This is a genomic window from Pseudomonas sp. LB1P83 (genome assembly GCF_054897885.1).
In genome coordinates, this window is record NZ_CM142709.1 from 256,516 (window position 1) to 279,941 (window position 23,426).

A 23,426-nucleotide genomic window follows, 5' to 3' on the forward strand; every position below is an offset into this window, starting at 1 on the left:
AGAAATTTATGAAACTCAATGTGAAAACTGTGTTGTTTGCCGGATTGGTGGCTGCTTTAGGTTTGCTTTCAAGCGTCACCTCGGCGAACCCTGCTGCTAACCAAACTCATCACCTAAGTATAAATATCGACGGAGTAGAAGTCTTTTATCGCGAAGCGGGTGACAAGAGCGCCCCTGCGATTCTGTTGCTGCACGGCTTTGGCGCATCATCTCATATGTTTCGCGATCTAATTCCGAAATTGGCTAAAAAATACTACGTTGTCGCACCGGATTTGCCAGGATTTGGCTTAACAACGGTCAATCCGGAAAGGAAGTTTGTCTACAACTTCGATAATCTAGCAGTAACAATACAAAAATTCACCGAGGCTAAAGCTTTAGATAAATATGCAATGTATGTGTTCGACTACGGTGCGCCTGTAGGCTGGCGTCTGGCGGTAAAAAACCCTGAGAAAATTACAGCTATTATCACTCAAAATGGAAACGCCTACGAGGAGGGGCTTAGTCCTGGTTGGGCTGATATGCGTAAAGCTTGGGCAGATCCCTCCATTGAAAATCGCGAAGCGTTGCGCAAGTTGAATACGCTGGAAATGACTAAATGGCAGTACACCCAAGGAGTCAAGGATCCAGCTCTTATACCGCCCGAAAGTTATTTCTTGGCACAAGCCGCTGTAGAGCGCTTAGGCGTTGACATTCAACTTGATTTGATTATGAATTATGGCGAAAACATTAAGCAGTACGCTGAATTACATAAATACTTTAAATCTAAGCAACCTCCTGTGTTAGCAATCTGGGGTAAAAACGACCCATTCTTCTTGCCCGCTGGCGCCGAGGCATTTAAACGCGACATTCCAAATGCTGAAATCGTACTTCTCGACACCGGGCATTTCGCGATTGAAACTCATGGAGATGTCATCGCTGAGAAAATGCTTAAATTTCTCGGACAGAATTTGAAGTAATCGTCGCGATACTATTAGTTTTTCCATCACCCTAAATCCACCAATGCTGGTTTTATAGCCAGCATTAGAGATCGCCTATACTAAGGCGTAAATATGAACACGAAAGCAGAATCCAGCACTCATTACGAAGGCGCTGCCGTGTTCTCCCATGCAAAAAAAAAGGTATTACTATGAACCGCTTAAATGTTGTTAGCGTCGACGAAGCAACTGGCCACACCGCAGAAGTATTTGCTTCTATCAAACGTGCATTTGGTGCTGTACCGAACGCTTTTTTGGTTGCTGGCACCAATAGTCCCTTAGCTTTGGAAGCTGCACTTGCACTTGACGGCGCCCTACATAAGGGCAGTTTGAGCGTCAAGGAAATCGAGGTCATCAAGCTTGCCGTCAGCCAGACTTCTGGCTGTGACTATTGCCTTGCTGCACACACTGTCATCGGGAAAGGTGCCGGCCTTAAGAACGATGAGATACTGGCGGCTCGCCATAGCACATCTTCTGGAAACATAAAATTTGATGCTTTGTCCAAGTTCGCTAGAACGCTGGTGAGCACTTCGGGAACCATCTCTGCCGATACTGTTAATACCGTTAAGCATGCAGGGTACAGTGATCAGCAGATTATGGATATCTTGCTCGCCGTCACCAGCATTACATTCACTAACCTGATCAACCGAGTAAACGATACGCCACTTGATTTTCCAGCTGTTAGCTGAGTATCCGTCAGTGCCGCATATTTACATGCGGCACTGATGTTGGTATTAGCTCTGGCTCGGTGCGGGCCTACGATAAGAAACTGTTGCACCTGGGCAATTTTTGCGAAAAGATCTAGCGCTTCTCGCGATTTCAAATTTTATCGCTGGTCGTTGGCTTGCAGCACTCGAAGGAAAAAGGTCATCAATATGAAATACCAACCGCTGGATTGTAGTCTCTACGATTTTATTGAGATTGTCTGCATGCGAAATTACGAACTTAAAGTAGAATTGCTCGACGGTGAATGTCTGAAAGCGAGAGCCTTAACTACGAAGATATCAACATCCAAGGAGGAGTATCTTCAATTGGAGTCGCCGGGCCGAATACAAGAGGTTAGGCTGGATATGATTTTGGCAATTACTATACTAGAAGAAAACTCCGGTTATCTGCGAAAAGAGTTTACCAATAATTCCTGTACCATTTGATCAGAAATTAACGAATTAGCATAAGGGTCGCCGCTTTGGAAACCCAAGCACAATTTACCGCCTTTTTTGATCCGCCAATACACCATTTCACAAAAATTTCACAATTGAAACGGCATGTTAGTAGGGCTCCTTGTTTTGATTCGGCTCGCATTGCGAGCTTTTTTTTGCCAAAAATTCGACGATTGAAACTCAAAGACGCCCAATCAAAACTTATGGAAAGTCATCGTGTTAAGGTTTTTCACGATGACCTTCTTTTCTCAGCGCCGTTGTTTTCCTTTAGATCTGCGCTGAGCCCCCATCCACGAACAATTCACTTCCATTAACGAAGCTGCTCTCATCGGAGGCTAGGAACAAGGCTGCGCTTGCGCACTCCTCAGGGTTCGCCAAACGGCCCAGTGGCGTGCTCGACTCCACGAACCGAATCATTTCCTGATTAGTCTCTAAATTCGGGGCTAGATCATGCCATCCAGGAGTTGAAGTTGCGCCTGGAACCAGAACGTTCACGCGGATTTTTCGAGGGGCAAGGTCGAGAATCCAACCCCTTGCGAAGTTACGTATTGCCGCTTTGCTTGCGCAATAGACGCTGAATGCCGGTATACCTGTCGTAGCGCCCGTCGATCCTGTCAGAATTATCGATGATCCATTTTTCAGTAGGGGAAGCGCCTTTTGGACTGTGAACAGTGTTCCTTTGACGTTGGTGGCGAAAATGCTTTCGAAATGTTCCTCAGTAATGTCCGCTAAGGCTGCAAACGTTCCACCGCCGGCATTCGCGAACAACACGTCGATTGCACCGGCTTCCTTTTTGATTGTCTCGAACAGTCTATCGAGATCTTCTAATTTGGACACGTCACCTTGGATTCCCCGAGCGTTTTGTCCAACCGCTAAAACCGCTAGATCAAGCTCCTTCTGGCGCCGGCCAGTCATAAACACTCGTGCGCCTTCTTCTGCGAATCGCTTCGCGGTGGCTAGGCCGATACCACTGTTTGCACCTGTGACCACCGCGATTTTTCCTTCAAGCTTGCCCATTTCGGAAACCTCAATCAAAAGAAGGACTACTTTGAAGGATTGATTTCAATTAAGGTAGTACCTACTAAAAGGTAAGTATGGTGCTGTGATGGAAAATATTTGTGGGCTGGATGTAGCGTTGCGGGTGGTTGGCGGCAAATGGAAGCCGCTGATTCTTTTTTACCTAAGTGCCGACTCGCGCCGCTTTGGTGAACTGAAAAGGCTTGTGGCAGGCATCAGCGAAAAGGTATTGATCCAACAATTGAGAGGGCTAACGGACGACGGAATTATTGTACGACGTGATTATCAAGAAGTACCACCTCGCGTTGTTTATTCGATAACTGAGTTTGGCAGGACGCTTGCTCAAGCTCTCATGCCACTGTGTGATTGGGGAAATGAAAATAGGCGTCATGTTGAAAGTAATTTTCCAGCTATTTAAAAACTATAGCCATGATCGAAATAGTTAATAAGTGCCTATGCAAACGGGTACCAATGGTTCTGAAATCAAGCGCAGACTGCATACCGTCTTAGTTTTTAATCGGAAATCCAACAATTTGAAATGGTGAGCCAACATGTCGCCAGAAAACCTTTATCCGTCGCGGGCGATTTAGACGATCTGCACAATTATTGAGAAATTCGGTATGCTCAGAATCGTCGAGACAAACGAAGATAGCTCCATACCCAACGCAATTCGCGCTGGTCTTGGAGAAAGGTTATGAAACGTTTATCGATAGTTGGCCTCTTGCTTTCCATTTCTCTGTCCGGATTGACGGCGTCCTTTGCATCAGCGTCTACGGATCCCGAGCTTGTACCAGCGATTCCTTACGCTTATGGCATGAGCTTAGATGTCGCCAAGGTGCTTTCAATTGAAAAACCTCACACCAATCATTGCGAAATAATACAATCCAAGATGACTTACCTTGATTATGCAGGACTTCAACACGCCATTACTTACCAGTTGCACTCAGATAATTGCTTTATTGGAAGCTGATTTAATTGTAGCGAGTCCAGTTTTAACAGAGTTCTGTAAGGAGATGTGTTGATATTTTCTGTTGCTCTCATTAGGCGATTGGTGGTTGATGCGCTTGATCGGTCGGCTGCCAGGAGGAGATGATGCATGCTCGAGAGATCAGCCTGCGACGGGAGACCACCACAGCACGCAGCAACTGCAAGGCCGAGAGCTTCGTGAAGACAATCACGCGTGACTACTTGCGCATATACTCACGCCAGATCGAGAAACGGCGCTGCGATACCTGGCTATCACCTTCGAACATTACAACGAGCAGCATCCGCACAGCGCCTTGAAATATTGTTCACTGAGGGAGTTCAGGCGCTTAGCGATAGCATCAATTTAACTGGCAGTTGGTGTCCGGTTTTTGTAGGGGCAAGTCTATGTTCAAAGTTGTTCTTTCACCGAGTGCTCTTAGATTTAGCGTTGCAATTGAGCCAGTTGGCTCTTCAACAGTGCGACTTCAGCTTCCAGTTCGCGCACTCGCTCGCTAGCCTCAACCTCGACGCTGACGTCCTTCTGGATACCGATGAAGTAGGTGAGTTGATCGGTGTCGTTGAATACTGGAGTAATCGACAGTTCGTTCCAGAAGGCACTCCCGTCCTTGCGGTAGTTGCGAATGATTTGCCGGCAGGGGTGAAGGTTTTTTATCGCCTCTCGGATAACTGAAAGGCCGGCTTGGTCACGGTCATCACCCTGCAGGAAGCGGCAGTCCTGGTACAGGATGTCGTCAACGCTGTACCCCGTCAGGCGCTGAAAGGCGGGGTTGGCATAGATCAGGATGTTTTCGTCGCCTTCCTGCTCTGCTACCACGATGCCATCGTTGGATGCTTCAACCACCAGTTTCAGCAGTTCTGCGTCGATCATTTTCAGAGCCCCAGTGAATGTCAAATCATTCTAGGATAACTTAGGGCTTCTGAACGCTTTCGAGAAAATCACGACCTGTTTTTTTCATGATTTTGCCCTTTTGGACTGGGCGAAGACCCGTACCTGCGAGTCTCCAGTTTAAAAATAACGCTTACCGACAGCAGCAACCACCGCCGTTCCCGCCACAGCCCGAGGTTTTCTTACTCGCTACGCTTTCCACTGTCGCCAGCTGTGCTGGATAGCCCGCGTCCTGCAGGGCTGCAAGCAGCGCATGGTTGTCCGAATCGCCGCTGACCTTCACCCGTCCGGCTTGTAAATCCACCGCTACGTCACTGACGCCTTCAACTGGGCGCAGCGCTTCGGTGACATGTTTGACACATGAACCACAGCTCATGCCTTGGACTTGCAGTTCAACAGTTTTCATTCGTGACTCCTCACAACAAAGTTGATCATGGAAAGACTGACGCATGAGGCTTTTCTGCGGCGTTGGCTTATCCTCAACCTTGCCGCCATGGCAAGGTCAAGCGGTCGTTTTCACTCACTCAATGGAAGCCTGGCGCAGACGCAAGGCGTTGAATACTACCGACGCCGAGCTCACGCTCATGGCCAGTGCGGCAATGAGCGGTGACAGAAGGTGACCGGTAAGTGGAAAGAACAAGCCGGCAGCCAGTGGGATACCCATGGCGTTGTAAAGGAAGGCGAAGGTCAGGTTCTGGTGCATATTTCTCACCGTTGCGACTGACAGGCTGCGAGCACGCAGGATACCGAGCAGATCCCCCTTGACCAGGGTGACCTGAGCGCTGTTCATCGCCACGTCAGTGCCAGTGCCCATGGCGATACCTACATCAGCGCGAGCCAGTGCGGGGGCATCATTAATGCCGTCGCCGGCCATCGCCACCCGGTGTCCGGCTTGTTGCAGAGATGCCACCAAGCGCTCTTTATCTTGCGGTTTGACCTCGCCGTGAACCTCCTCGATGCCCAACTGGCGAGCTACCGAGCGAGCAGTCGTGAGGCCGTCGCCAGTGGCCATGATGACCTTGACGCCATCCGCCTGCAGACGCTCGACGGCCAGCTTCGTGGTGGGTTTGATGGGGTCGGCAACAGCCAGCAAACCCGCCAGCGCGCCATCGACTGCCAGGTACATGATGCTCGTACCGTCGCCGCGTAGCTTCTCGGCATGTTCTTGCAAGCTCTCTGTGGAAACGCCGGCCTCCTGCATCAACGCGGTATTGCCTAGCATCAGGCGGCGACCCTCGACCTGACCGCTTACACCAATACCTGAGGCTGACTCGAAGGTTTCAGGTGTCACCAGTTTTAGCCCTGCGGCACGAGCCTGCTCGACGATGGCGTGGGCCAATGGATGCTCACTGCCCTGATCGAGACTTGCGGCCAGGCGCAACACTTCATCCTGAGTAAATCCGGGTACGGCCTCGACGCTATGGAACGCTGGTCGACCTTCAGTGAGGGTGCCAGTTTTGTCGACTATCAAGATGTCTATCTTGCGCAGGTTTTCGATGGCGGCGGCATCGCGAAACAATACGCCGCTGCCAGCAGCCTTGCCGGTGGCAACCATGACTGACATCGGTGTCGCTAGGCCAAGGGCACAGGGACAGGCGATGATCATGACCGCGACAGCGTTGATCAGTCCGAACACCCAACTTGGCTCGGGCCCCCACAGCCCCCAGCCGAGTAGAGTCAGCGCGGCGATAGCAATCACAACGATCACGAAGTAACTGGCAATCACGTCTGCCAGCCGTTGCATCGGCGCTTTTGAGCGTTGTGCCTGCACAACCATCTGCACAATCTGTGCGAGCAGGGTCGCCGACCCTATCTTCTGCGCCTGCATCACCAGACTGCCGTGGATGTTGAGAGTGGCGCCGATCAGCGCGTCGCCGGCCCTCTTCATGATCGGTATCGGTTCGCCGGTGAGCATCGACTCATCTACAGCGCTTTCGCCTTGCAATACCTGGCCGTCGACAGGCACTTTTTCGCCCGGTCGCACACGTAACGTGTCGCCGCTGTGTACGTGTGTCAGAGGGATGTCTTCTTCCGTGCCATCGGCATTGATCCGTCGGGCAGTTTTGGGTGCCAGTCCAAGCAGCGACTTGATGGCAGCCGAGGTTTGCGAGCGAGCCTTGAGTTCAAGCATCTGGCCGAGAAGGGTCAGTGAGATGATCACAGCCGCCGCTTCGAAGTACACACCGATGCGGCCCTCCATCATGAAGGTGCTGGGGAATACATCGGGGGTCAGGGTGGCCACGACGCTGTAAAGGAAGGCCGCCGCCGTGCCGAGGCCGATTAGCGTCCACATGTTCGGACTTCGCTGAATCACCGAACGCACACCACGCACATAAAACGGCCAGCCAGCCCACAGAACGACGGGTGTAGCCAATCCCAGCTCGACCCAATTTTGCGTGGTGCCATGGAACAGCACCAGGGCATGGCCACCCATAGCCAGCACGGTTACGATCACTGTCAGTGGCAATGTCCACCAGAAGCGCCGGGTGAAGTCCTTGAGTTCTAAGTTCTCTTCTTCCTCCAATTCGGGAATCACCGGCTCTAAGGTCATGCCGCACTTAGGGCAGACGCCGGGGCCGATCTGGCGAATTTCCGGATGCATGGGACATGTGTATTCAGCGGCACCCGTTAACGGTTCTGCTGTTGTCTGAGGGATTTGTTCGATTTTCAGTTGAGATATTCGATAACGCTCGGGCGCTGCCCTGAAGGTCGTTTGGCATTTCTGGCTGCAGAACCGGTAGTTTTGCCCCTCATATTCCGTGCTGAACTGGCTGTCGTTACTGACGGTCATGCCACATACCGGGTCATGGGAGCCGGTGGGTTGGGGTTCAGAGTTCTGTATTGGGCCGTGCTCTTGACGAACCTCAGGGGTGTGCATGAGCTAACTCCTGTTCGCATCCTTGGTTGAGACTGAGGTTTCGCCGTGATGATTGTGACCATCGTGGTGGTGCCCGAAAAAATGCATCAGCGGGCACAACAGCAAAATCATGTAAGGCAGTAAGCCCAGCATATGGCCGTAGTGTTCTCTTGCTAGATAGAACAGCACGATCACCAGCAGCATGACCAGCGCTATACCGGGTTTACTCCTCCAAAATGTTGGAGAGGTGTTAGCGGAATGTGGTGAATTCATCATGGTTTTGTACTCCTGAGGGAGTGCTGTTTAGTGATACGTCGTAAAGGTGCAACGGGCGGCAGTTTTACCCTTGGCATATTGATTAAGGTAAAACCGTCGCTGCATTGCCTACAGGCTTGTGCGCGTCACTTGCTCATCGGCATGTTCATCATGCTCGATTGCTGATCCATCATTTTCATCATCATGTTCATCATTCCCATCTCCATGCCGTCTTTGTTGCCGTCCATGCCCATGCCCATGCCCATGCCCTTGCCATGACAGTTCTTATGCATCATGGCCATGCCGTCCTTCATCGTCTTCATGCTCTCCTGCATGGCGGCGTGTCGCTCGGCAGGGGTCTTGGCGGCGGCTGCCTTGTCGTGTGCAGCCTGCATTTTTTGCATTTGCTCGGTCATGACATTGTTTTGCATCGGCGTAGCTGCTTCGCTTGTCTTGGCGGGCGCGGTCTGCCCCTCCGGGTGATGCTCATCGACTGCCGAGGCGATAAGTGGGCTGCTCACCAGCAGGGTGGCGAGGATAAATTTCAATGTGGCATGCATGGCAATCTCCAAAGGGTCAGGACAACTCAGGTAATACCAAGCCGCGCCAGGTTGGCGCAGTCAGACAGTGCGCCGAAGATCGGCGCGCAGAAGGTCGGATTAATCGTTGAAACGGACGAAAATCAGGCGGGCAGGAGGTCTGGCCGGTACAGGGCGCCGTAATGCAAGAAAGGCAAAAGCGGAGGGATTGGCGGGATACAAAATCAGCAACGCTGGGATAAGGAGCAGAAACGTCCAACTGAACAGGTCAAATATTTGAAGATGGAGCGAAGGACTTACAGCTATTGCCGCATCGGCGCAGTGCTTAAGGCAACCGAGGGCATGGGCGTCGTGACTATCGTGATCTTGCGCGGTGATCAGCGAGACATGAGTTGTAGCTGGATTGTGGCTGGGCTGTGCCAGACATCCCTGGGTCGCTGCCAGACCAAACGCTAACACCCACAGCACGATGGCGAGGCGTAGGAACGTTGGTTGACGATGGCGAAACCAGAACATGGAGAATCTCCGGTACTGATTAGCGGATGTTGATTTTTCAACATACAGCACATTGAAGTGCCACGGTTGATCTACATCAATTTATGCAGCCGGCTGTCGGTTCTGTGGTGCGGTCAAATTTTATGACGCCCGTCGATCTTTCAGATGTTGAGTTTCTCCGTGTGCTGTCAAAAGTGTAATCACCGGCTAAGCGTGCTGACAGGTGCGTCCCCTCATCATCCTCATCGAGCTGACGCTCAAACTCTCTGGTTTCATCGAGAGTCAATTCCTTGAAGGAGATGCACTATGAAAGCAACCAACGTTGTGATTCTTATACTCAGTTTGGCTATATCGTCCCTGGCCTTTGCCGAAGGTGGCGGCGACCGTGCGGTTGAGCGCATGGAACGAGCTCGCGAGACGGCAATGGCCACCACCAAACCCGTCCCACAAGCGCAAGTGCAAGAGGATATTGCACAGGAAAAGCCCACGGCTGAAGAGCAGAAGCATCAATGCTGAGCCGCCCAGCTTACGGAAATGTAATCACCCCGTTTGCTGGCTTATGGCATCTTCCGATGTATCAAGCGCACTAGCTCTCCAAAGCGTGAACCCTCGGGAACACGCCAACGTGCGTGCACCTGACATCCGACTGACGGGACATGAATCGGTATGCATTCCAAGACTTCTCGGCGCACCTTTGTGAAAGGTCTCACCGCAGGCGGGATTCTCGGTGGCTTAGGCCTCTGGCATACCCCTATTTGGGCGGCCCGTAGCTTGGGCGAGACTAATGTCCTGTCAGGTACAGAGTTCGACCTCTTTATTGGAGAGACACCGGTAAATATCACTGGGAATGCCCGGACTGCCATGACAATCAATGGTGGGATTCCGGGGCCTCAGCTGCGCTGGCGTGAGGGCGATACCGTGACCTTGCGGGTCAAGAACCGCCTCAAGGATATGACATCAATCCACTGGCACGGGATTATCCTCCCCGCGAATATGGACGGTGTGCCAGGCCTTAGCTTCCATGGGATCGAGCCTAACGGCACGTATGTCTATCAATTCAAGGTCAAGCAAAACGGAACGTACTGGTATCACAGTCACTCCGGCTTCCAAGAACAAGTAGGTGTGTACGGCCCACTGGTAATCGACGCGAAAGAGCCCGAGCCGTTTGAGTATGACCGTGAATACGTGGTGATGCTTACCGACTGGACGGATGAAGATCCGGCTTCGCTGATGAAAACACTGAAGAAGCAGTCTGATTACTACAACACCCACAAGCGCACAGTCAGTGATTTCATCCATGACGTAGCTGACAAAGGTTGGTCAGCCACCGTCGCTGACCGCAAGATGTGGGCCGAAATGAAGATGAATCCCACTGACATTGCAGACGTCAGTGGCGCGACATACACCTACTTGATGAACGGCCAAGCGCCGAATTCCAACTGGACGGGCACCTTCAAACCTGGCGAAAAGCTTAGGTTGAGGTTCATCAATGGTTCAGCCATGAGCTACTTTGATGTCCGTATTCCGGGTTTGAAGATGACTGTTGTGGCTGCCGATGGCCAGTATGTTAAGCCCGTAAGCGTGGACGAGTTCAGGATCGCCACAGCTGAGACCTTCGATGTGATCGTCGAACCAACTCAGGACGCCTACACACTGTTTGCGCAGTCGATGGATCGGTCGGGGTACGCAAGAGGCACCTTGGCCGTCCGGTCTGGCTTGGCCGCTCCAGTACCTGAGCTAGACCCACGTCCTCTCGTCACCATGGCCGACATGGGTATGGCCGGTATGGATCATGGCGCGATGGCTGGTATGGGCGATATGGCTGGAATGGATCACAGCAAGATGGCCGGTATGGGGGACAGCTCAATGGAGGGCATGTCAGGCATGGACGGCGGTGCGATGGAAGGTATGAACCATGGCGCTACGCAAGACATGTCCGGCATGGACAGCATGGCTGGGATGGATCACAGCAAAATGTCTATGGGCGGCATGAGTGGTATGGGAGAAATGCAGTCGCACCCAGCCACAGAATCCAACAATCCTCTCGTCGACATGCAGGCAATGTCGACGTCGCCAAAGCTTGATGATCCTGGTATGGGCCTTCGCGAGAATGGCCGAAAGGTGCTGACGTATTCCGATCTAAAAAGCACGTTTGAGGATCCAGATGGCCGTGAGCCAAGTCGAACTATCGAACTGCACTTGACCGGGCATATGGAGAAATTTTCCTGGTCTTTCAACGGCGTGAAGTTTTCGGACGCCGAGCCTTTAAAACTGAAATACGGCGAGCGAGTCCGGATCGTTCTCGTCAACGACACCATGATGACTCATCCCATCCACTTGCATGGCATGTGGAGCGACCTTGAAGACGAGAATGGCCAATTCCTTGTCCGCAAACACACCATTGATATGCCGCCTGGATCAAAGCGCAGCTACCGAGTAACAGCCGATGCGCTGGGACGCTGGGCCTATCATTGCCATCTCCTATACCACATGGAAATGGGGATGTTCCGCGAAGTGCGTGTAGAGGAATAAGGAGTCGACTATGAGCAAATTTCTTTGCGGAACTCGCATGCACTCAGCTGTGTTTACGGTCGCTCTGACCGCTGGTTTTGTCTTGCCGGCAGCCGCTGAACCAGGCCAGGGCACCGAAGACGGGCAGATGCAGACTATGGATCACAGCCAGATGAAGGGCATGGAACACGGCAAAATGCAGGGCATGGATCATAGCCAGATGCAGGGCATGGATCACAGCCAGATGCAGGGTATGGATCACAGCAAAATGGAGGGTATGCAGCCCGCCAAGCCCCAACCACAGACCCAAAGTCGGACTCCGATACCGCCCTTAACTGATGCTGACAGAGCCGCAGTCTATAAGTCCCCTGGTGGTCACCAAGTTCATGACACAGCCCTCAACTCTTTTTTTATATTTGAGAAATTGGAATGGCAGGATGCTGATGATGGAAGCGCACTGAACTGGGAAGCCCAAGGTTGGATAGGGGGAGATGTTGATCGTCTATGGTTGCGCTCCGAAGGCGAGCGCACCAATGGGAGGACTGAAGAAGCTGAGGTTCAAGCTTTATGGGGACACGCCATCAGCCCTTGGTGGGATTTAGTCGGCGGGGTTCGTCAAGACTTCAAACCAGGCGACCCTCAAACGTGGGCGGCTTTCGGTATCCAGGGCTTGGCGCTATACAATTTCGAGGCCCAGGCTACTGCTTATTTGGGAGAAGGCGGCCAGACCGCAGCGCGGCTGGAAGGTGATTACGACATTCTCCTAACCAATAAGCTGATTTTGCAACCAACGGCAGAATTCAATTTCTATGGCAAAAACGATCCCAAGCGTGGAGTCGGTTCAGGGCTGTCTGAGAGTGAGGTCGGTTTGCGGCTCCGATACGAAATCCGCCCAGAATTCGCACCTTACGTAGGTGTGACGTGGAATCGGGCTTATGGAAAGACCGCTGACTATGCCCGCGAGGAAGGCGAAGACAGTAGCGAAGCACGCCTGGTGCTCGGCGTCCGGGTGTGGTTCTAAATCAAAGTCAACGGCACCAAATAATTATCTAACCTCATTACAACAGCTACGTGCTGTGAGGAGCCTTGCATGTCTGTACTTAAATCGTGTGTTGTGGCCGTCGCTCTTTCATCCAGCCTTCTGCTCAGTGCAGTTGCCCAGGCTCACCCGAAGCTAGTCTCTTCAACTCCAGCTGAAGGCGCGAACGGCCCAGCCCCAGCAAAGATTGAGCTGCACTTTTCTGAAAACCTGGTTACCCAGTTTTCCGGAGCCAAGTTGATCATGACCGAAATGCCTGGCATGTCGTCGCACTCTCCTATGGGTGTGAAAGCCAGCGTGGCCGGCAGTAACGACCCTAAAACCATGGTCTTGACCCCGGCCTCTCCTCTCACAACTGGCACCTACAAAGTGGAATGGCGAGCGGTTTCCTCCGATACCCATCCAATTACCGGCAGCGTTACTTTCAAAGTGAAATAAGCATGAGCGACCCTTTGAATGTGGTACTGCGCCTCGCGCTTTACCTGGATCTGATGCTCCTGTTCGGTCTAGCGGTCTTTGGGCTATACAGCCTTCGGGGAAAAGAGCGCGTATCAGGAACAGTGTTGCATTTCGGGTCGCTACTGCCTGGCATCGCTGCTATAGGTGTGTTCTTGTCGATAGCAGCTTGCATCGTTATGACAAGAAATATGAGCGGCGCATCCGACTGGGCGGAGCTGCGGCCTCACTTGGAAATGATGCTGTACGAGACTGAGGTCGGCTACAGCTGGGTGACGCGCATGGTCGCGCTAGCGGTGGTGATTTTTGTCGGAAGCCAGAGCAAGCGATGGCCAACAGGCAGTCTCTGGGTTGCTACCTTGGCGGGCAGCATCGCCTTAGCGACGCTTGCATGGACAGGTCACGGGGCGATGGATGAAGGTACTCAGCGGTTCTGGCACTTTGCCGCTGATATTCTGCATCTACTCGCCGCTGGCGGCTGGATCGGAGCCCTCGCGGCGTTCGGTCTGATGTTAAGGATTAGGGGGGGGAATTCGGAGCATCTGGTACGAGTGCTGTCACGAGCGCTCAGAGGATTCGAAACAGCGGGCGCATTCATTGTTGGTACGATCATAGTTACTGGCGTCGCTAACTATCTCTTCATTGTCGGGCCGACAGTAATAGAAGTCGCAACCAGCACCTATGGCGTCCTTCTACTCCTGAAAATCCTACTTTTCGCCGGCATGATCGGACTAGCTACCCTCAATCGTTTCTACCTGAGTCCTTCACTAGAGCGTTCTGTGGAGGGGGGTGATTATTCACTAGCAGCAACTGCTTTAAGAAAAACCGTGGTGCTCGAATCAACTTGTGCTGTTGTCATCGTTTGCTTGGTGGCCTGGCTAGGAACACTGAGCCCCTCAATCGAGATGGCTCAAGGATGATCCAGGAGCTAGATCCGAGCAGCCCTACAGGCGCTCAAATCTGGGCAACGACTATCGGCTGATAGGGTAGTCAGCGACCACTTCTTGCGCACCTGCCTTGGTGAGCCCTAAGACTTGGTAAGGTTGATGATTCTGGCCGAAGTCCATACCGGGAGAACCTGCGGGCATGCCTGGCACTGCGATTCCTGCGAGGTCTGAACGACCATTCAGCTTCTTGATTTCATCGGCTGGGACATGACCCTCTACGAATTTGCCGTCAATCACAGCCGTATGGCATGAAGCGAGTCCCTGTGGCACGCCCAGGTTCTGCTTGATAGCGCTCATGTTGGTTTCTACGTGGTCGACCACCTTGAATCCATTCGATTCGAGGTGCTTGACCCACTCCTTGCAGCACCCGCAGTTCGCATCACGATGTACATCAATTGTCAGTGGCTCAGCGGCCTGCACAACCCCACAAATCATCAATCCCACAGCAAGCGATAGCTTTCGTTTGAACATTCTATGCACCTCGTCACGTGTCATTGCGCGGTTGCTCTGCATGCCCTTGGCCGTGCGCCACGAGTAGCGCTTCCGCGCCGTCAGAAAAGTAGGTTAAGCGCAAAAAGTCATGTTGCCGATTACATTTTTGTAAGCCGCATCTTCGCTGCCGCCGCTCAATTGCCCCCGAGCCTGTCGTGACTGCGTGCTTTCTGTTTGCTGTTGGAGCAATTACATTTGCGTAAGTTTCCGCACAGTTGTCAGATTGGTAGCACACTAGAACACCGCAAAACCGGAGCCCAAGCATGAAACTCTTGGTTGCAGAAGACGAACCCAAAATCGGAATGTACCTACAGCAAGGCCTCTTGGAAGCTGGCTTCAGTGTCGACCGGGTTGTGACAGGAACAGAGGCGTTGCACCAAGCGCTGAGCGAGACCTACGATCTCTTAATTCTGGACGTAATGATGCCGGGCATTGATGGCTGGGAAGTCATCCGAAATGTCCGCGCAGGCGGAAGTTTAGTCCCTGTGCTGTTTCTGACGGCCAGGGACGGAGTTGATGACCGGGTCAAAGGCTTGGAGTTAGGTGCGGACGATTATCTAGTCAAACCCTTCGCATTTTCCGAGTTGCTTGCTCGCGTCAGAAGCTTGCTTCGCCGTGGTGCCGCCATACCCAACCAGACATCTATTAAAATCGGGGATCTGGAGGTCGATCTTCTAAGGCGTCGGGCTTCGCGCTCAGGTCGACGTATTGACCTTACCGCCAAGGAATTTTCGCTGCTAGAGCTGCTGATGCGCCGCCGGGGAGAAGTCTTGCCGAAATCACTGATCGCATCGCAGGTTTGGGACATGAACTTCGACAGTGATACCAACGTGATCGAAGTCGCGATTCGTCGCCTACGGGCCAAAATCGATGATGATTTCGACACCAAGCTGATTCAGACCACGAGGGGAATGGGGTACATGCTAGATGCTCCGGATACAGAATGAAGCGCGCATCTCTTACCCTCCGTTTGAGCATGATGTTTGTCTGTGCCGTGGTGGCCGTGTTGGTAGTAGCAGGCTTTACTTTTGACGGATTCAGCCAACATCACTTCAAGGCCCTCGACCGTCAAGCGATGACGGAAAAGCTCGAATCCATTCGGCAAATAATGGATGGCGAAGCTGGCTCCGCAGCCCCCTCAGAAGTTGTGTTGCAACTTCAAGCTCTCCTTGGTGCTCACCAGGAACTCTCCGCGTCCATTATCACGAAGGGAGGGAAGACGTTCTTCGCGACTTCAAATGCAGTTGGACATCCACCTTCCTCCTCTGGTGACTCAGGGGGAGGTATGTGGGAGTGGACAGCTGGAAGCCATATGTACCGAGGCATGAAAGCCCAAGTTCATTTAGCCAATGAAGCTGAGCCACTGACCGCGTGGCTGAGTCTAGACATCACAAGCCATATGCATTTCGTTGAAACTCTGCGCTGGTGGTTGGTGATCGGGCTGGCGATTAGCGCCTTGGTCAGCGCAGGTTTAGGGTGGCTGGTGGCGCGCAGCGGGCTGAAGCCGGTCGCACAAGTGACGCAAGTCGCGGCCTCAATGTCAGCCGGATCGCTGAAAGAGCGGATTCCCATGGACTCTGTGCCTCGCGAGCTAGAACTCCTCGTCACTTCGTTCAACGCTATGTTGGCTCGCCTTGAAGAATCTTTTGCTCGGTTGTCTAACTTTTCAGCCGATATTGCGCATGAGCTACGTACTCCTATCAGCAATCTGCGCACACATACCGAAGTCATCCTCACAAAGAAACGTGCACCAGAGGATTATGAAGAGAATCTCTATTCCAACCTGGAAGATCTGAACCGACTCTCCAGCATTATTGATGGCATGCTTTTCTTAGCAAAGTCAGACAACGGTCTGGTTCTACCTGCCAAAGAGAAAATCGAATTGCGTTCGGTCGTCGAGAAATTGTTCGAGTATTACCAACTTCTGGCAGACGACACAGGGGTAAAGCTAGAGGTAGTCGGGCACGGCGCTGTGAATGGTGATGCGACGATGCTGGATAGGATGGTCTCCAATTTGCTGTCCAATGCGCTCAGGTATACCCCGCCTAACTCCGTAATCTCCGTGAAAATTGAGCCGCTTGGCAGGATGGTTAGCCTGTCTGTAGAAAATCCCGGCGAGGAGATAGCGGTAGACCATCTGCCCCGGCTATTTGACCGTTTTTACCGAGTCGATCCTGCACGGAGAGAGGGCGCCACGAACCATGCCGGTTTAGGGCTGGCAATCGTCAAATCACTGGTTGACGCCCATGACGGCACCGTTGGATGTGTATCCAAAGAAGGTCATACGACCTTTGTGATCAGCCTACCCGCGTGGCCTGCTGACCACGCGTGAAAGCAAGAGATCGGTTGCGTGCCTTACCCTATGACAACAGGATGTGGCGCCTGCTCTGTAAGCGACTAGAAAGCTCAAATCTGCCGCTGAACCGTGTGATCGAACTCATGCAAGTTGAGATAAGGAAGCAAACAAGGCCGCTAATGCGGCCCTGTTTCATCCAGCGACCTACTCGTGCGAGTGCCCGTGCTCAGCGCTTTCGGAGGTTGCGCCTTTTTCACCGCCGCCGCATGCCGTCATCAGGCCAAGCAAGCAGATCAGGAGCATCGAACGGATCAAGGTAGTTGAGGTTTTCATCGAAAGACTCTTCAAAAATGGATGAAATTAAATGGCCTGTGGTCAGGCTGAACTCTGTATTCCTGGCTGTAGAACAGCCATGCCTGCTTCGGATCATTGTTTGACGCTCAAGTAATCACCGGTCGTTTTCAGTGAGATGGTCACGTAGTTGTTGCTGCGATTACGCCAAAACCAACCGTGGGTGCCGTCAAAAATGGCGGTGAATTCACCTTTGTCACTTTTGACTTGCTTGCCCTTGGTATAGCTGTGGAAGTAGCCCTTTTCACCGTTGTAGGGCTCGCCATGGGTGTCGTAGTTCACAGGCCCACCAGCCGCTGTCCATTCATAGCTGACGGTTTTGTTCTTCAACATTTCCAGTTTGATTTCTGTCCCTTCACCTGGCTTGAGAGTGACGGTCATTTGATCCGTCTTCAAAGTAGGGTCAGGTGTCGCCACCGGCTGAGCAGCAGGTTTCGCAGTAGGTTGGACTTGCGCAACCTGCGGAGCTGGAGCTGGAGCTGGAGCTGCTGGTTGCGGTGGCGCGGCATCCGCCAACGCCTCTTGGGCAAGGATGATCTTCAGTTCGCCCATCTGGGTCAGACCCAGTGCGCGGCCCACACCCGTAGGATCAATGGCATATTCCGAAGGCATGACCACTGTCACCAGCAGACCGACCGCAGTCAGCAGTGCAATGACAGTCGAATGCACCAGTTTGCGAGTGCTAGGCAATTCATTAACAGTTGGAAGCGGAGTATTGAACATGGTCAGAATTCCTTACGCGGAGACAAACAGGCCGGTGATCTGGTAACCCATCAGGAGGAAGCCGGCACTCATCATGGCGACGTTGGCGGTATAGGCGTGGCGCCAGAAACTGCCGGTGCGCCGCCAATACCCCATCAGAATGAGAATCGCGCTGAGGGCCAGCAATTGGCCGATCTCGACACCGACGTTAAAGGCGATGAGGTTCGGAATCAGGCCGTCAGGTGAGATTTCGTACTCCTGGATCTTGGTGGCCAGACCGAACCCATGGAGCAGGCCGAAGATCAGCGTGGCCACTTTGGTGTTGGGCTGGAAACCGAACCAGCGCTGGAATGCACCCAAGTTATCGAGCGCCTTGTACACCACCGAGAAACCGATGATGGCGTCGATGATGTAGGAGCTGATGCTGATCTCGGTCAGCACGCCCAGCAGTAGCGTGACCGAGTGGCCTACAGCGAATAGCGTGACGTAGAGCCCCACGTCTTTCAGGCGGTAGAGAAAGAAGATCACTCCGAACAAAAACAGCAGGTGGTCGTAGCCCGTCATCATGTGCTTGGCGCCCATATAGATGAAGGGCAACAACATGACGCCGGAGCTTTCCTGGATGAATCCCTTGTCACCTTCCGCGACGGCATGAGCCATCGCCTCGGGCATTGCGAGGAAAAGTGCCGCGACAAATAAAAACAACAGCAGTAGCAGGCGACGCGAAGGCGCAGTAAATGCGTCAACGCCGCTCATCGAGTGCGAATGCATAGATCAATCCTACGTTGCAGGGATCAAAGGCCGCAGTACGGCCATGGTCAGGATGCGAACGAAGGACGGGGTGGACGCTCGATCAAGAAAATCGGCGGACGAGGAACGGAATAGGATGGGGCTTCGAGTCGCATGGACAGCTTCGGCTGCGCAGACAAAGTCAACACAGAACTGAGCTGTGGCGTTTCGTGCTGGTGGTCAGGGGTCAACGGGGAGTGATAGTGATCCGAACAGCTCGCACACGACATCTCGGCTTGTTCTTCATGGGAGTGATGAGCGTCTTGCGCAATCTCCCAGGCTGGCTGTTTCGACATCACTGACAACGTATAGGTATGCCCGGCCCAGGCCACAAACATGGCGAGAGCAAGCGCGATTACCACCGTCGTTGTCAGTGTTCTGCTGAACATAGCGTTCGGGTTTCAACTCGTTTTGTAGGGCTTTGATGCGTTTGACCCATCCTCCTAGGGGGGATAGGATGCCAGCGTAATTCATTGAGGCCTGAGGCTCAAGTCATGAGTGAGCACGATCACCAACACAACCATCCCCATACCCACCAAAGTCACGAGGCGATCATCAAGCGTCTCAAACGGGCGGACGGCCATTTACGCGGCATCATCACCATGATCGAAGAGGGTCGTCAGTGCGTGGACATCGCCCAGCAGCTGCATGCTGTTGAAAAAGCGGTGTGCCAAGCCAAGCGCACGCTCATACAGGATCACATCGATCATTGTCTGGAGGACACCGTCTCGGCGTTGAACAATGGCGAGCGCGCACCACTGGAAGCCTTCAAGCAAATCACCAAGTACCTCTAGGTCTGACATGCCCAACTTCGCTGAACTACTGCAACAAGGCGGGGCTCACGCCTGGCTGTATTTCCCGAGCGCGATTCTGCTCGGTGCCTTGCATGGCCTGGAACCGGGCCATTCCAAAACCATGATGGCGGCCTTCATCGTGGCCATCCGTGGCTCGGTCAAACAGGCCGTTTTGTTGGGCTTGGCCGCGACGCTGTCGCACACCGCTGTGGTGTGGTTGGTCGCCATCGGCGGCATGTACCTGGGCAAAGGCTTGGACGCTGAAACCACTGAGCCGTACTTCCAGCTTGCGTCCTCTGCACTGATCATCGTGATTGCACTTTGGATGCTGTGGCGTACCTGGCGCGGTGAGCAGATGTTCAAGTTCGAGCAAGGTGATGAGCATCACCACGGCGAACATGACCATGGTCATCATGATGAAACCCATCGAATCGATACCGGCCACGGGCGCATCGAATTGTCGATCTTCGAAGAAGGCATGCCACCGCATTGGCGTGTGAAGACATTGACCGGACACGCCTGGGCCGCCTCAGACGTTCGCCTGATGACGACTCGTGCTGACGGCAGCACTCAAACGTTTTCATTCGTCGAGCGCGAAGGCTTCCTGGAGTCGACGGTCGATATTCCCGAGCCACATGAGTTCAGTGCCCGCCTGAGTCTGGGCCATGCCGGCCATTCCCATGATTACGACCTGGAATACCAAGAGCATGGACACGGGCACGCGCATTCCGAACTGGAAGGGTTGGAATTGTCGATTGACGGTTATCAGGATGCGCATGAGCGTGCCCATGCCAACGATATCCGCAAACGCTTCACCAACCGTGAAGTCACCACGGGCCAGATCATCATATTCGGTTTGACGGGTGGGCTCATTCCTTGCCCAGCGGCTATCACCGTCCTGTTGCTCTGCCTTCAAGTCAAAGAAGTCGCCTTGGGTGGTGTTCTCGTCTTGTGCTTCAGTATTGGTTTGGCGCTCACGTTGGTATCTGTCGGTGCGGCGGCAGCCATCGGTGCCAAGCAGGCTTCCAACCGTTGGCCATGGCTGGGCACCGTTGCTCGACGTGCGCCCTACCTATCCAGCGTGCTGATTATCGCTGTTGGCCTCTACGTTGGCTTCCATGGCTGGATAGGCCTAAACGTATAGTGGACAAAGCGCGACAGTTGGCTGTCTCTGCCGATGTGGTAGTCAGCTTGCTGGTGGTGCTTAACGGGCGATTGCTGAAGAAGTAGCGTTGGAGGTCGACATGAAAGAGGTTTTGCGTAACGCCATAACCGAGGCGTTCCATGAGGCTGGGCTTGCTATGAGGGCCCATGACTTTCAGGCTGCTTACAGCTGGATTGAGCGTGCGCACATCCTTACCCAGCGTATGCCGCTGGCTCACGCGAAATCTCATTGGCTTATGTTGAACCTGGGTTTACTGACCAAGGATTGGCGGGAGGTTGCAGGTCAGCTTCCTCGGATCATTGCCGCGTTGTTGTTTTCCAGGATCTGGGTGCCTGTCGGCAACACGGGAAGAGCGCGCGTCAGTGCTTTTGCCGCCATGCCGCTTTCTGCCGATCTAGAGGAACTGTTGCGCGAAGACTAGCGCACCCCACTGGATCTTCTTTCCACAACCCTGAAACTCAGGTGCACGGATGTTCCATGGTCTTCGTGGTGGGTCAGACTGGCTTCTCCACCAAAATTTTCCATGATCTGTTTCACCATGATCAGCCCTATACCGAGCTTGCCTTGCTTGGTGGTGTAGAAGGTCTTGAACGCCATCATTTCCTGTTGTCGTGACGTTCCATCCCCGGTGTCAGCAATGATGAGATGCAGCCACTGATGGGTGTCATCCACGTTCGCCTGGATGGTTAGCTTCCCGCCTCCCGGCATCGCCTCTATTGCATTGGCAATGACGCTATTGAGAATTTGAGAAAGCAAAAGTGGATTGCTGATGATCCGGGGTGTCGGCTCATTGTTGAACTCGACCTGGATGCTTGATTGAGCCAGTTGCGCGCTGTAGCCGGCCAACGTGGCCTGTACCACATTCATCGGCTCCACCAGTTCCGCCTCTCCACGAATCGGGCGCAAGCACTGCAAGAGTTCATGCACCCACTGCGACATCCGATCCACTTGGCTGACAATATCGTCGATGTTCTTCTTGGCGGGTTGGCCCTCCGTTTCGTTCGCCAGTTCTGCGCTGGAGCGGATACAGGCCAAGGGGTTGCGCAGACTGTGGGCGACTGCCGTGGACATCTCGACCAAGCCCACGTAAGTCTTGTTGGCGACGAGTTGCGCCTCTTGTGAGGCCAACTGAATCGATGCCCGTCGAACGATCCAATACAGCCCGAAATAAAGCAGTAGACCGCCCAGTGCGGTAGACAGCCAGATGATCCAGTGGCCCCGGTTAAGGCGTTCGATCAAGTCGGCTGGTTCTTTGTAAATCTCAACCACGGCCAGCGTATTCCCCAGATCGTCGACCAAAGGGATGTAACTCTCGATGAAGAACATTTTGGGAGCGAGCAAAAATTGCTGTTCGGGACGGCGTTCATTAGCATTACTGTACTTGGTGGAAACCCTGTCTTTCGAGCTGAATGCCGCTTCAAGTGCCTCGTCGTTGAGGATTTTCTGTCCAATCAGTTGCGGATTGGTTGACCACATCACCGCCCGAAGTGGCGAGTAGATGCTAATCAGGAGTGTATCCGGGAGGTGTGAAAGGTGGTCGAGGAACTCGGAGCGGGCACGGTGCCGATTCAGCGCCATTTCTTCTGACAGCATTCCATATGGGGTGGCTGCCAAAACGTCACCCATCCGCATCCCGGACAACCCGTGGTGACGGATTTCACCCACAGCGATGGTCTGGATAAATTGCGCCGACAACAGTGCGTCGCGCTCCAGGCTTTCGATGACCAGGAAGCGAGTCGATACTGAACCCAGCCCAAAAGCTATCGCGCTGATCAGGATGAAGCTGATGATCGAAAACCAGCGCAGGAGATTCGGTTGTCTGGTCGAAGCAACTGAGTCAGCTGCTACCCGATGTAGGCGCCTAAACAATACTGATATTGCAGGCATGCTAGCGTCCTATAGAGAATTTCCTAACTACACCTTCAATTTGAATTTCTCAATGAAGCCTAGGTGACATCCAGCATTCTCTATGCCAAATGTTCGCTACCAAGCAATGATGGTGCGCGCAGCCCGTATCTGAATTGCGCTGCGTTGAAACAGGAAAATTAAATCCGCGACCGTTCCGACAGTCAGACACGAACATTGGGGAATTACAGCCAACTCCGGGGAAAAATCCCCTTTGATTGGGGCGCGCAGGGCCGGGATTTTTTATGGTTAAAGCGATGGGTTAAATATCTATTTTTGACACGTAATTCTGTCTTAATTGATGTCAGGTGTGATTGCCTACATCACATCTTGACGACCGGGCGCTGTTGATACATGACCAATTGTAAGAGCCATTTGCAGCGACTAGACTCCAGACCATGAAACGCTATCTGCGGTTTTGCATCATCTTCATGATCAGCTTGGCGCTTCCCCTCAGCGGGATGGCGGGCGTTCAGGCACCAATAGAAACGTGCCCTATGAAGACGATGGGCATGGCGATGATGGACGACATGGGGATGGACTGCTGCAACGATATGAAAAGCCCTTCCGAGCACGGCAAACCTTGTAAGCCGGGCCAGGAATGCAAGACAGGCGGCATGCTGCAAGTCTCGATCTTCAAGCCTCCTGTAACCGTATTTAGCCCCGTAGTGCTTTCGTTCTTCAGCGATTCCTTACCTGTAAAGACCTCGTCCGGGGTTTGGCGACCGCCTCGCGTTTGATTCCTGTCCCACATTGAGCCTCATTCCGCATTAGCGGGATGGACTAGCTGCGCGCATGTCTTTTTTCGT

Annotated in this window: 27 protein-coding genes and 1 pseudogene; 17 read left to right on the forward strand and 11 right to left on the reverse strand. The window is 53.0% G+C overall.

The annotated features are described in order from the left end of the window. Positions 1-8: 8 nt before the first annotated feature. The 3 genes from ACYZTY_RS01120 to ACYZTY_RS01130 all read left to right on the forward strand — a co-directional run bounded on the left by ACYZTY_RS01120 (position 9) and on the right by ACYZTY_RS01130 (position 2,125). A complete protein-coding gene (locus tag ACYZTY_RS01120) occupies positions 9-956 on the forward strand; it encodes an alpha/beta fold hydrolase (RefSeq protein WP_461956957.1) in 948 nt (315 codons plus the stop codon). Between the two features lie 170 nt (positions 957-1,126). Further along, complete coding sequence (locus ACYZTY_RS01125; RefSeq protein ID WP_172791750.1) at positions 1,127-1,663, forward strand: carboxymuconolactone decarboxylase family protein; 537 nt, start codon at positions 1,127-1,129, stop codon at positions 1,661-1,663. Between the two features lie 240 nt (positions 1,664-1,903). Next, on the forward strand, positions 1,904-2,125 hold the full coding sequence (locus tag ACYZTY_RS01130) for a Rho-binding antiterminator (protein ID WP_461959230.1): 222 nt from the start codon (positions 1,904-1,906) through the stop codon (positions 2,123-2,125). Between the two features lie 276 nt (positions 2,126-2,401). On the opposite strand, the gene ACYZTY_RS01135 is transcribed toward ACYZTY_RS01130, so the two are convergent. Next, positions 2,402-3,151 carry an SDR family NAD(P)-dependent oxidoreductase gene (locus ACYZTY_RS01135; protein ID WP_461956958.1) on the reverse strand — a complete coding sequence of 250 codons (750 nt, stop codon included), beginning with the start codon at positions 3,149-3,151 and terminating at the stop codon, positions 2,402-2,404. A gap of 88 nt (positions 3,152-3,239) precedes the next feature. On the opposite strand from ACYZTY_RS01135, the gene ACYZTY_RS01140 reads away from it, so the two are divergent. From ACYZTY_RS01140 to ACYZTY_RS01150, 3 genes and pseudogenes are all read left to right on the forward strand, one after another. After that, positions 3,240-3,569 (forward strand): winged helix-turn-helix transcriptional regulator, encoded by a 330-nt coding sequence (locus tag ACYZTY_RS01140; protein WP_172791747.1) that lies wholly within the window; start codon positions 3,240-3,242, stop codon positions 3,567-3,569. Between the two features lie 276 nt (positions 3,570-3,845). Further along, a complete protein-coding gene (locus tag ACYZTY_RS01145; RefSeq protein ID WP_172791746.1) occupies positions 3,846-4,121 on the forward strand; it encodes a DUF2790 domain-containing protein in 276 nt (91 codons plus the stop codon). A 137-nt stretch (positions 4,122-4,258) separates the two neighbouring features. Continuing rightward, positions 4,259-4,485 (forward strand): annotated as a pseudogene (locus ACYZTY_RS01150) (integrase core domain-containing protein); the annotation flags it as partial. Between the two features lie 74 nt (positions 4,486-4,559). Here ACYZTY_RS01150 and ACYZTY_RS01155 read toward each other — a convergent pair. The 6 genes from ACYZTY_RS01155 to ACYZTY_RS01180 all read right to left on the reverse strand — a co-directional run bounded on the left by ACYZTY_RS01155 (position 4,560) and on the right by ACYZTY_RS01180 (position 9,191). Then, a complete protein-coding gene (locus ACYZTY_RS01155; protein ID WP_172791745.1) occupies positions 4,560-5,006 on the reverse strand; it encodes a PAS domain-containing protein in 447 nt (148 codons plus the stop codon). Between the two features lie 151 nt (positions 5,007-5,157). After that, positions 5,158-5,430 carry a heavy-metal-associated domain-containing protein gene (locus ACYZTY_RS01160; RefSeq protein WP_461956959.1) on the reverse strand — a complete coding sequence of 91 codons (273 nt, stop codon included), beginning with the start codon at positions 5,428-5,430 and terminating at the stop codon, positions 5,158-5,160. Positions 5,431-5,544: 114 nt separating this feature from the next. Then, complete coding sequence (locus tag ACYZTY_RS01165) at positions 5,545-7,815, reverse strand: heavy metal translocating P-type ATPase (RefSeq protein ID WP_461959231.1); 2,271 nt, start codon at positions 7,813-7,815, stop codon at positions 5,545-5,547. A 90-nt stretch (positions 7,816-7,905) separates the two neighbouring features. Beyond that, positions 7,906-8,157: a DUF2933 domain-containing protein gene (locus tag ACYZTY_RS01170; protein ID WP_461956960.1), complete on the reverse strand. Its 252-nt coding sequence runs from the start codon at positions 8,155-8,157 to the stop codon at positions 7,906-7,908. Between the two features lie 125 nt (positions 8,158-8,282). Next, the gene (locus tag ACYZTY_RS01175) at positions 8,283-8,696 is read right to left on the reverse strand and encodes a hypothetical protein (protein ID WP_461956961.1); all 414 of its coding nucleotides are present in this window, start codon (positions 8,694-8,696) and stop codon (positions 8,283-8,285) included. 99 nt (positions 8,697-8,795) lie between these two features. Continuing rightward, positions 8,796-9,191, reverse strand: a complete 396-nt coding sequence (locus tag ACYZTY_RS01180; RefSeq protein ID WP_461956962.1) for a hypothetical protein — start codon at positions 9,189-9,191, stop codon at positions 8,796-8,798. A 285-nt stretch (positions 9,192-9,476) separates the two neighbouring features. Here ACYZTY_RS01180 and ACYZTY_RS01185 point away from each other — a divergent pair, with 285 nt between their 5' ends. The 5 genes from ACYZTY_RS01185 to copD all read left to right on the forward strand — a co-directional run bounded on the left by ACYZTY_RS01185 (position 9,477) and on the right by copD (position 14,096). Beyond that, on the forward strand, positions 9,477-9,686 hold the full coding sequence (locus tag ACYZTY_RS01185; RefSeq protein ID WP_461956963.1) for a co-regulatory protein PtrA N-terminal domain-containing protein: 210 nt from the start codon (positions 9,477-9,479) through the stop codon (positions 9,684-9,686). A gap of 150 nt (positions 9,687-9,836) precedes the next feature. Further along, positions 9,837-11,702 (forward strand): copper resistance system multicopper oxidase, encoded by a 1,866-nt coding sequence (locus ACYZTY_RS01190; protein WP_461956964.1) that lies wholly within the window; start codon positions 9,837-9,839, stop codon positions 11,700-11,702. A gap of 127 nt (positions 11,703-11,829) precedes the next feature. Then, positions 11,830-12,702: a copper resistance protein B gene (locus ACYZTY_RS01195; RefSeq protein WP_461959232.1), complete on the forward strand. Its 873-nt coding sequence runs from the start codon at positions 11,830-11,832 to the stop codon at positions 12,700-12,702. Between the two features lie 69 nt (positions 12,703-12,771). Continuing rightward, the gene (gene copC / locus ACYZTY_RS01200; protein ID WP_461956965.1) at positions 12,772-13,158 is read left to right on the forward strand and encodes a copper homeostasis periplasmic binding protein CopC; all 387 of its coding nucleotides are present in this window, start codon (positions 12,772-12,774) and stop codon (positions 13,156-13,158) included. Between the two features lie 2 nt (positions 13,159-13,160). Beyond that, the gene (gene copD, locus ACYZTY_RS01205; protein ID WP_461956966.1) at positions 13,161-14,096 is read left to right on the forward strand and encodes a copper homeostasis membrane protein CopD; all 936 of its coding nucleotides are present in this window, start codon (positions 13,161-13,163) and stop codon (positions 14,094-14,096) included. A 51-nt stretch (positions 14,097-14,147) separates the two neighbouring features. Here the strand turns inward: copD and ACYZTY_RS01210 are convergent, their stop codons facing one another. Beyond that, entirely contained in the window at positions 14,148-14,594 is a 447-nt protein-coding gene (locus tag ACYZTY_RS01210) for a DUF411 domain-containing protein (RefSeq protein ID WP_461956967.1), read from the reverse strand. Positions 14,595-14,878: 284 nt separating this feature from the next. Between ACYZTY_RS01210 and ACYZTY_RS01215 the strand changes: the two genes are divergently transcribed. Together ACYZTY_RS01215 and ACYZTY_RS01220 are read left to right on the forward strand one after the other, a co-directional pair. Next, positions 14,879-15,562 (forward strand): heavy metal response regulator transcription factor, encoded by a 684-nt coding sequence (locus ACYZTY_RS01215; RefSeq protein WP_461956968.1) that lies wholly within the window; start codon positions 14,879-14,881, stop codon positions 15,560-15,562. Continuing rightward, entirely contained in the window at positions 15,559-16,947 is a 1,389-nt protein-coding gene (locus ACYZTY_RS01220; RefSeq protein ID WP_461956969.1) for a heavy metal sensor histidine kinase, read from the forward strand. Before ACYZTY_RS01215 ends, ACYZTY_RS01220 begins: the two co-directional genes overlap by 4 nt. 390 nt (positions 16,948-17,337) lie before the next feature. Here the strand turns inward: ACYZTY_RS01220 and ACYZTY_RS01225 are convergent, their stop codons facing one another. Further along, positions 17,338-17,985, reverse strand: a complete 648-nt coding sequence (locus tag ACYZTY_RS01225; protein WP_461956970.1) for a transmembrane anchor protein — start codon at positions 17,983-17,985, stop codon at positions 17,338-17,340. Between the two features lie 12 nt (positions 17,986-17,997). Further along, positions 17,998-18,735 carry a HupE/UreJ family protein gene (locus ACYZTY_RS01230; protein WP_461953390.1) on the reverse strand — a complete coding sequence of 246 codons (738 nt, stop codon included), beginning with the start codon at positions 18,733-18,735 and terminating at the stop codon, positions 17,998-18,000. Positions 18,736-19,247: 512 nt separating this feature from the next. Here ACYZTY_RS01230 and ACYZTY_RS01235 point away from each other — a divergent pair. The 3 genes from ACYZTY_RS01235 to ACYZTY_RS01245 all read left to right on the forward strand — a co-directional run bounded on the left by ACYZTY_RS01235 (position 19,248) and on the right by ACYZTY_RS01245 (position 21,133). Further along, positions 19,248-19,547 (forward strand): metal-sensing transcriptional repressor, encoded by a 300-nt coding sequence (locus tag ACYZTY_RS01235; RefSeq protein ID WP_461956971.1) that lies wholly within the window; start codon positions 19,248-19,250, stop codon positions 19,545-19,547. 7 nt (positions 19,548-19,554) lie between these two features. Then, positions 19,555-20,691, forward strand: coding sequence for a nickel/cobalt efflux protein RcnA (locus ACYZTY_RS01240; RefSeq protein WP_461956972.1), 1,137 nt, complete (start codon positions 19,555-19,557; stop codon positions 20,689-20,691). A gap of 100 nt (positions 20,692-20,791) precedes the next feature. After that, positions 20,792-21,133 (forward strand): DUF3703 domain-containing protein, encoded by a 342-nt coding sequence (locus ACYZTY_RS01245; protein ID WP_461956973.1) that lies wholly within the window; start codon positions 20,792-20,794, stop codon positions 21,131-21,133. On the opposite strand, the gene ACYZTY_RS01250 is transcribed toward ACYZTY_RS01245, so the two are convergent. Further along, the gene (locus ACYZTY_RS01250) at positions 21,130-22,599 is read right to left on the reverse strand and encodes a sensor histidine kinase (RefSeq protein ID WP_461956974.1); all 1,470 of its coding nucleotides are present in this window, start codon (positions 22,597-22,599) and stop codon (positions 21,130-21,132) included. The genes ACYZTY_RS01245 and ACYZTY_RS01250 overlap by 4 nt on opposite strands. A gap of 416 nt (positions 22,600-23,015) precedes the next feature. Between ACYZTY_RS01250 and ACYZTY_RS01255 the strand changes: the two genes are divergently transcribed. Further along, positions 23,016-23,357, forward strand: a complete 342-nt coding sequence (locus ACYZTY_RS01255) for a hypothetical protein (RefSeq protein WP_461956975.1) — start codon at positions 23,016-23,018, stop codon at positions 23,355-23,357. Positions 23,358-23,426: the final 69 nt, after the last annotated feature.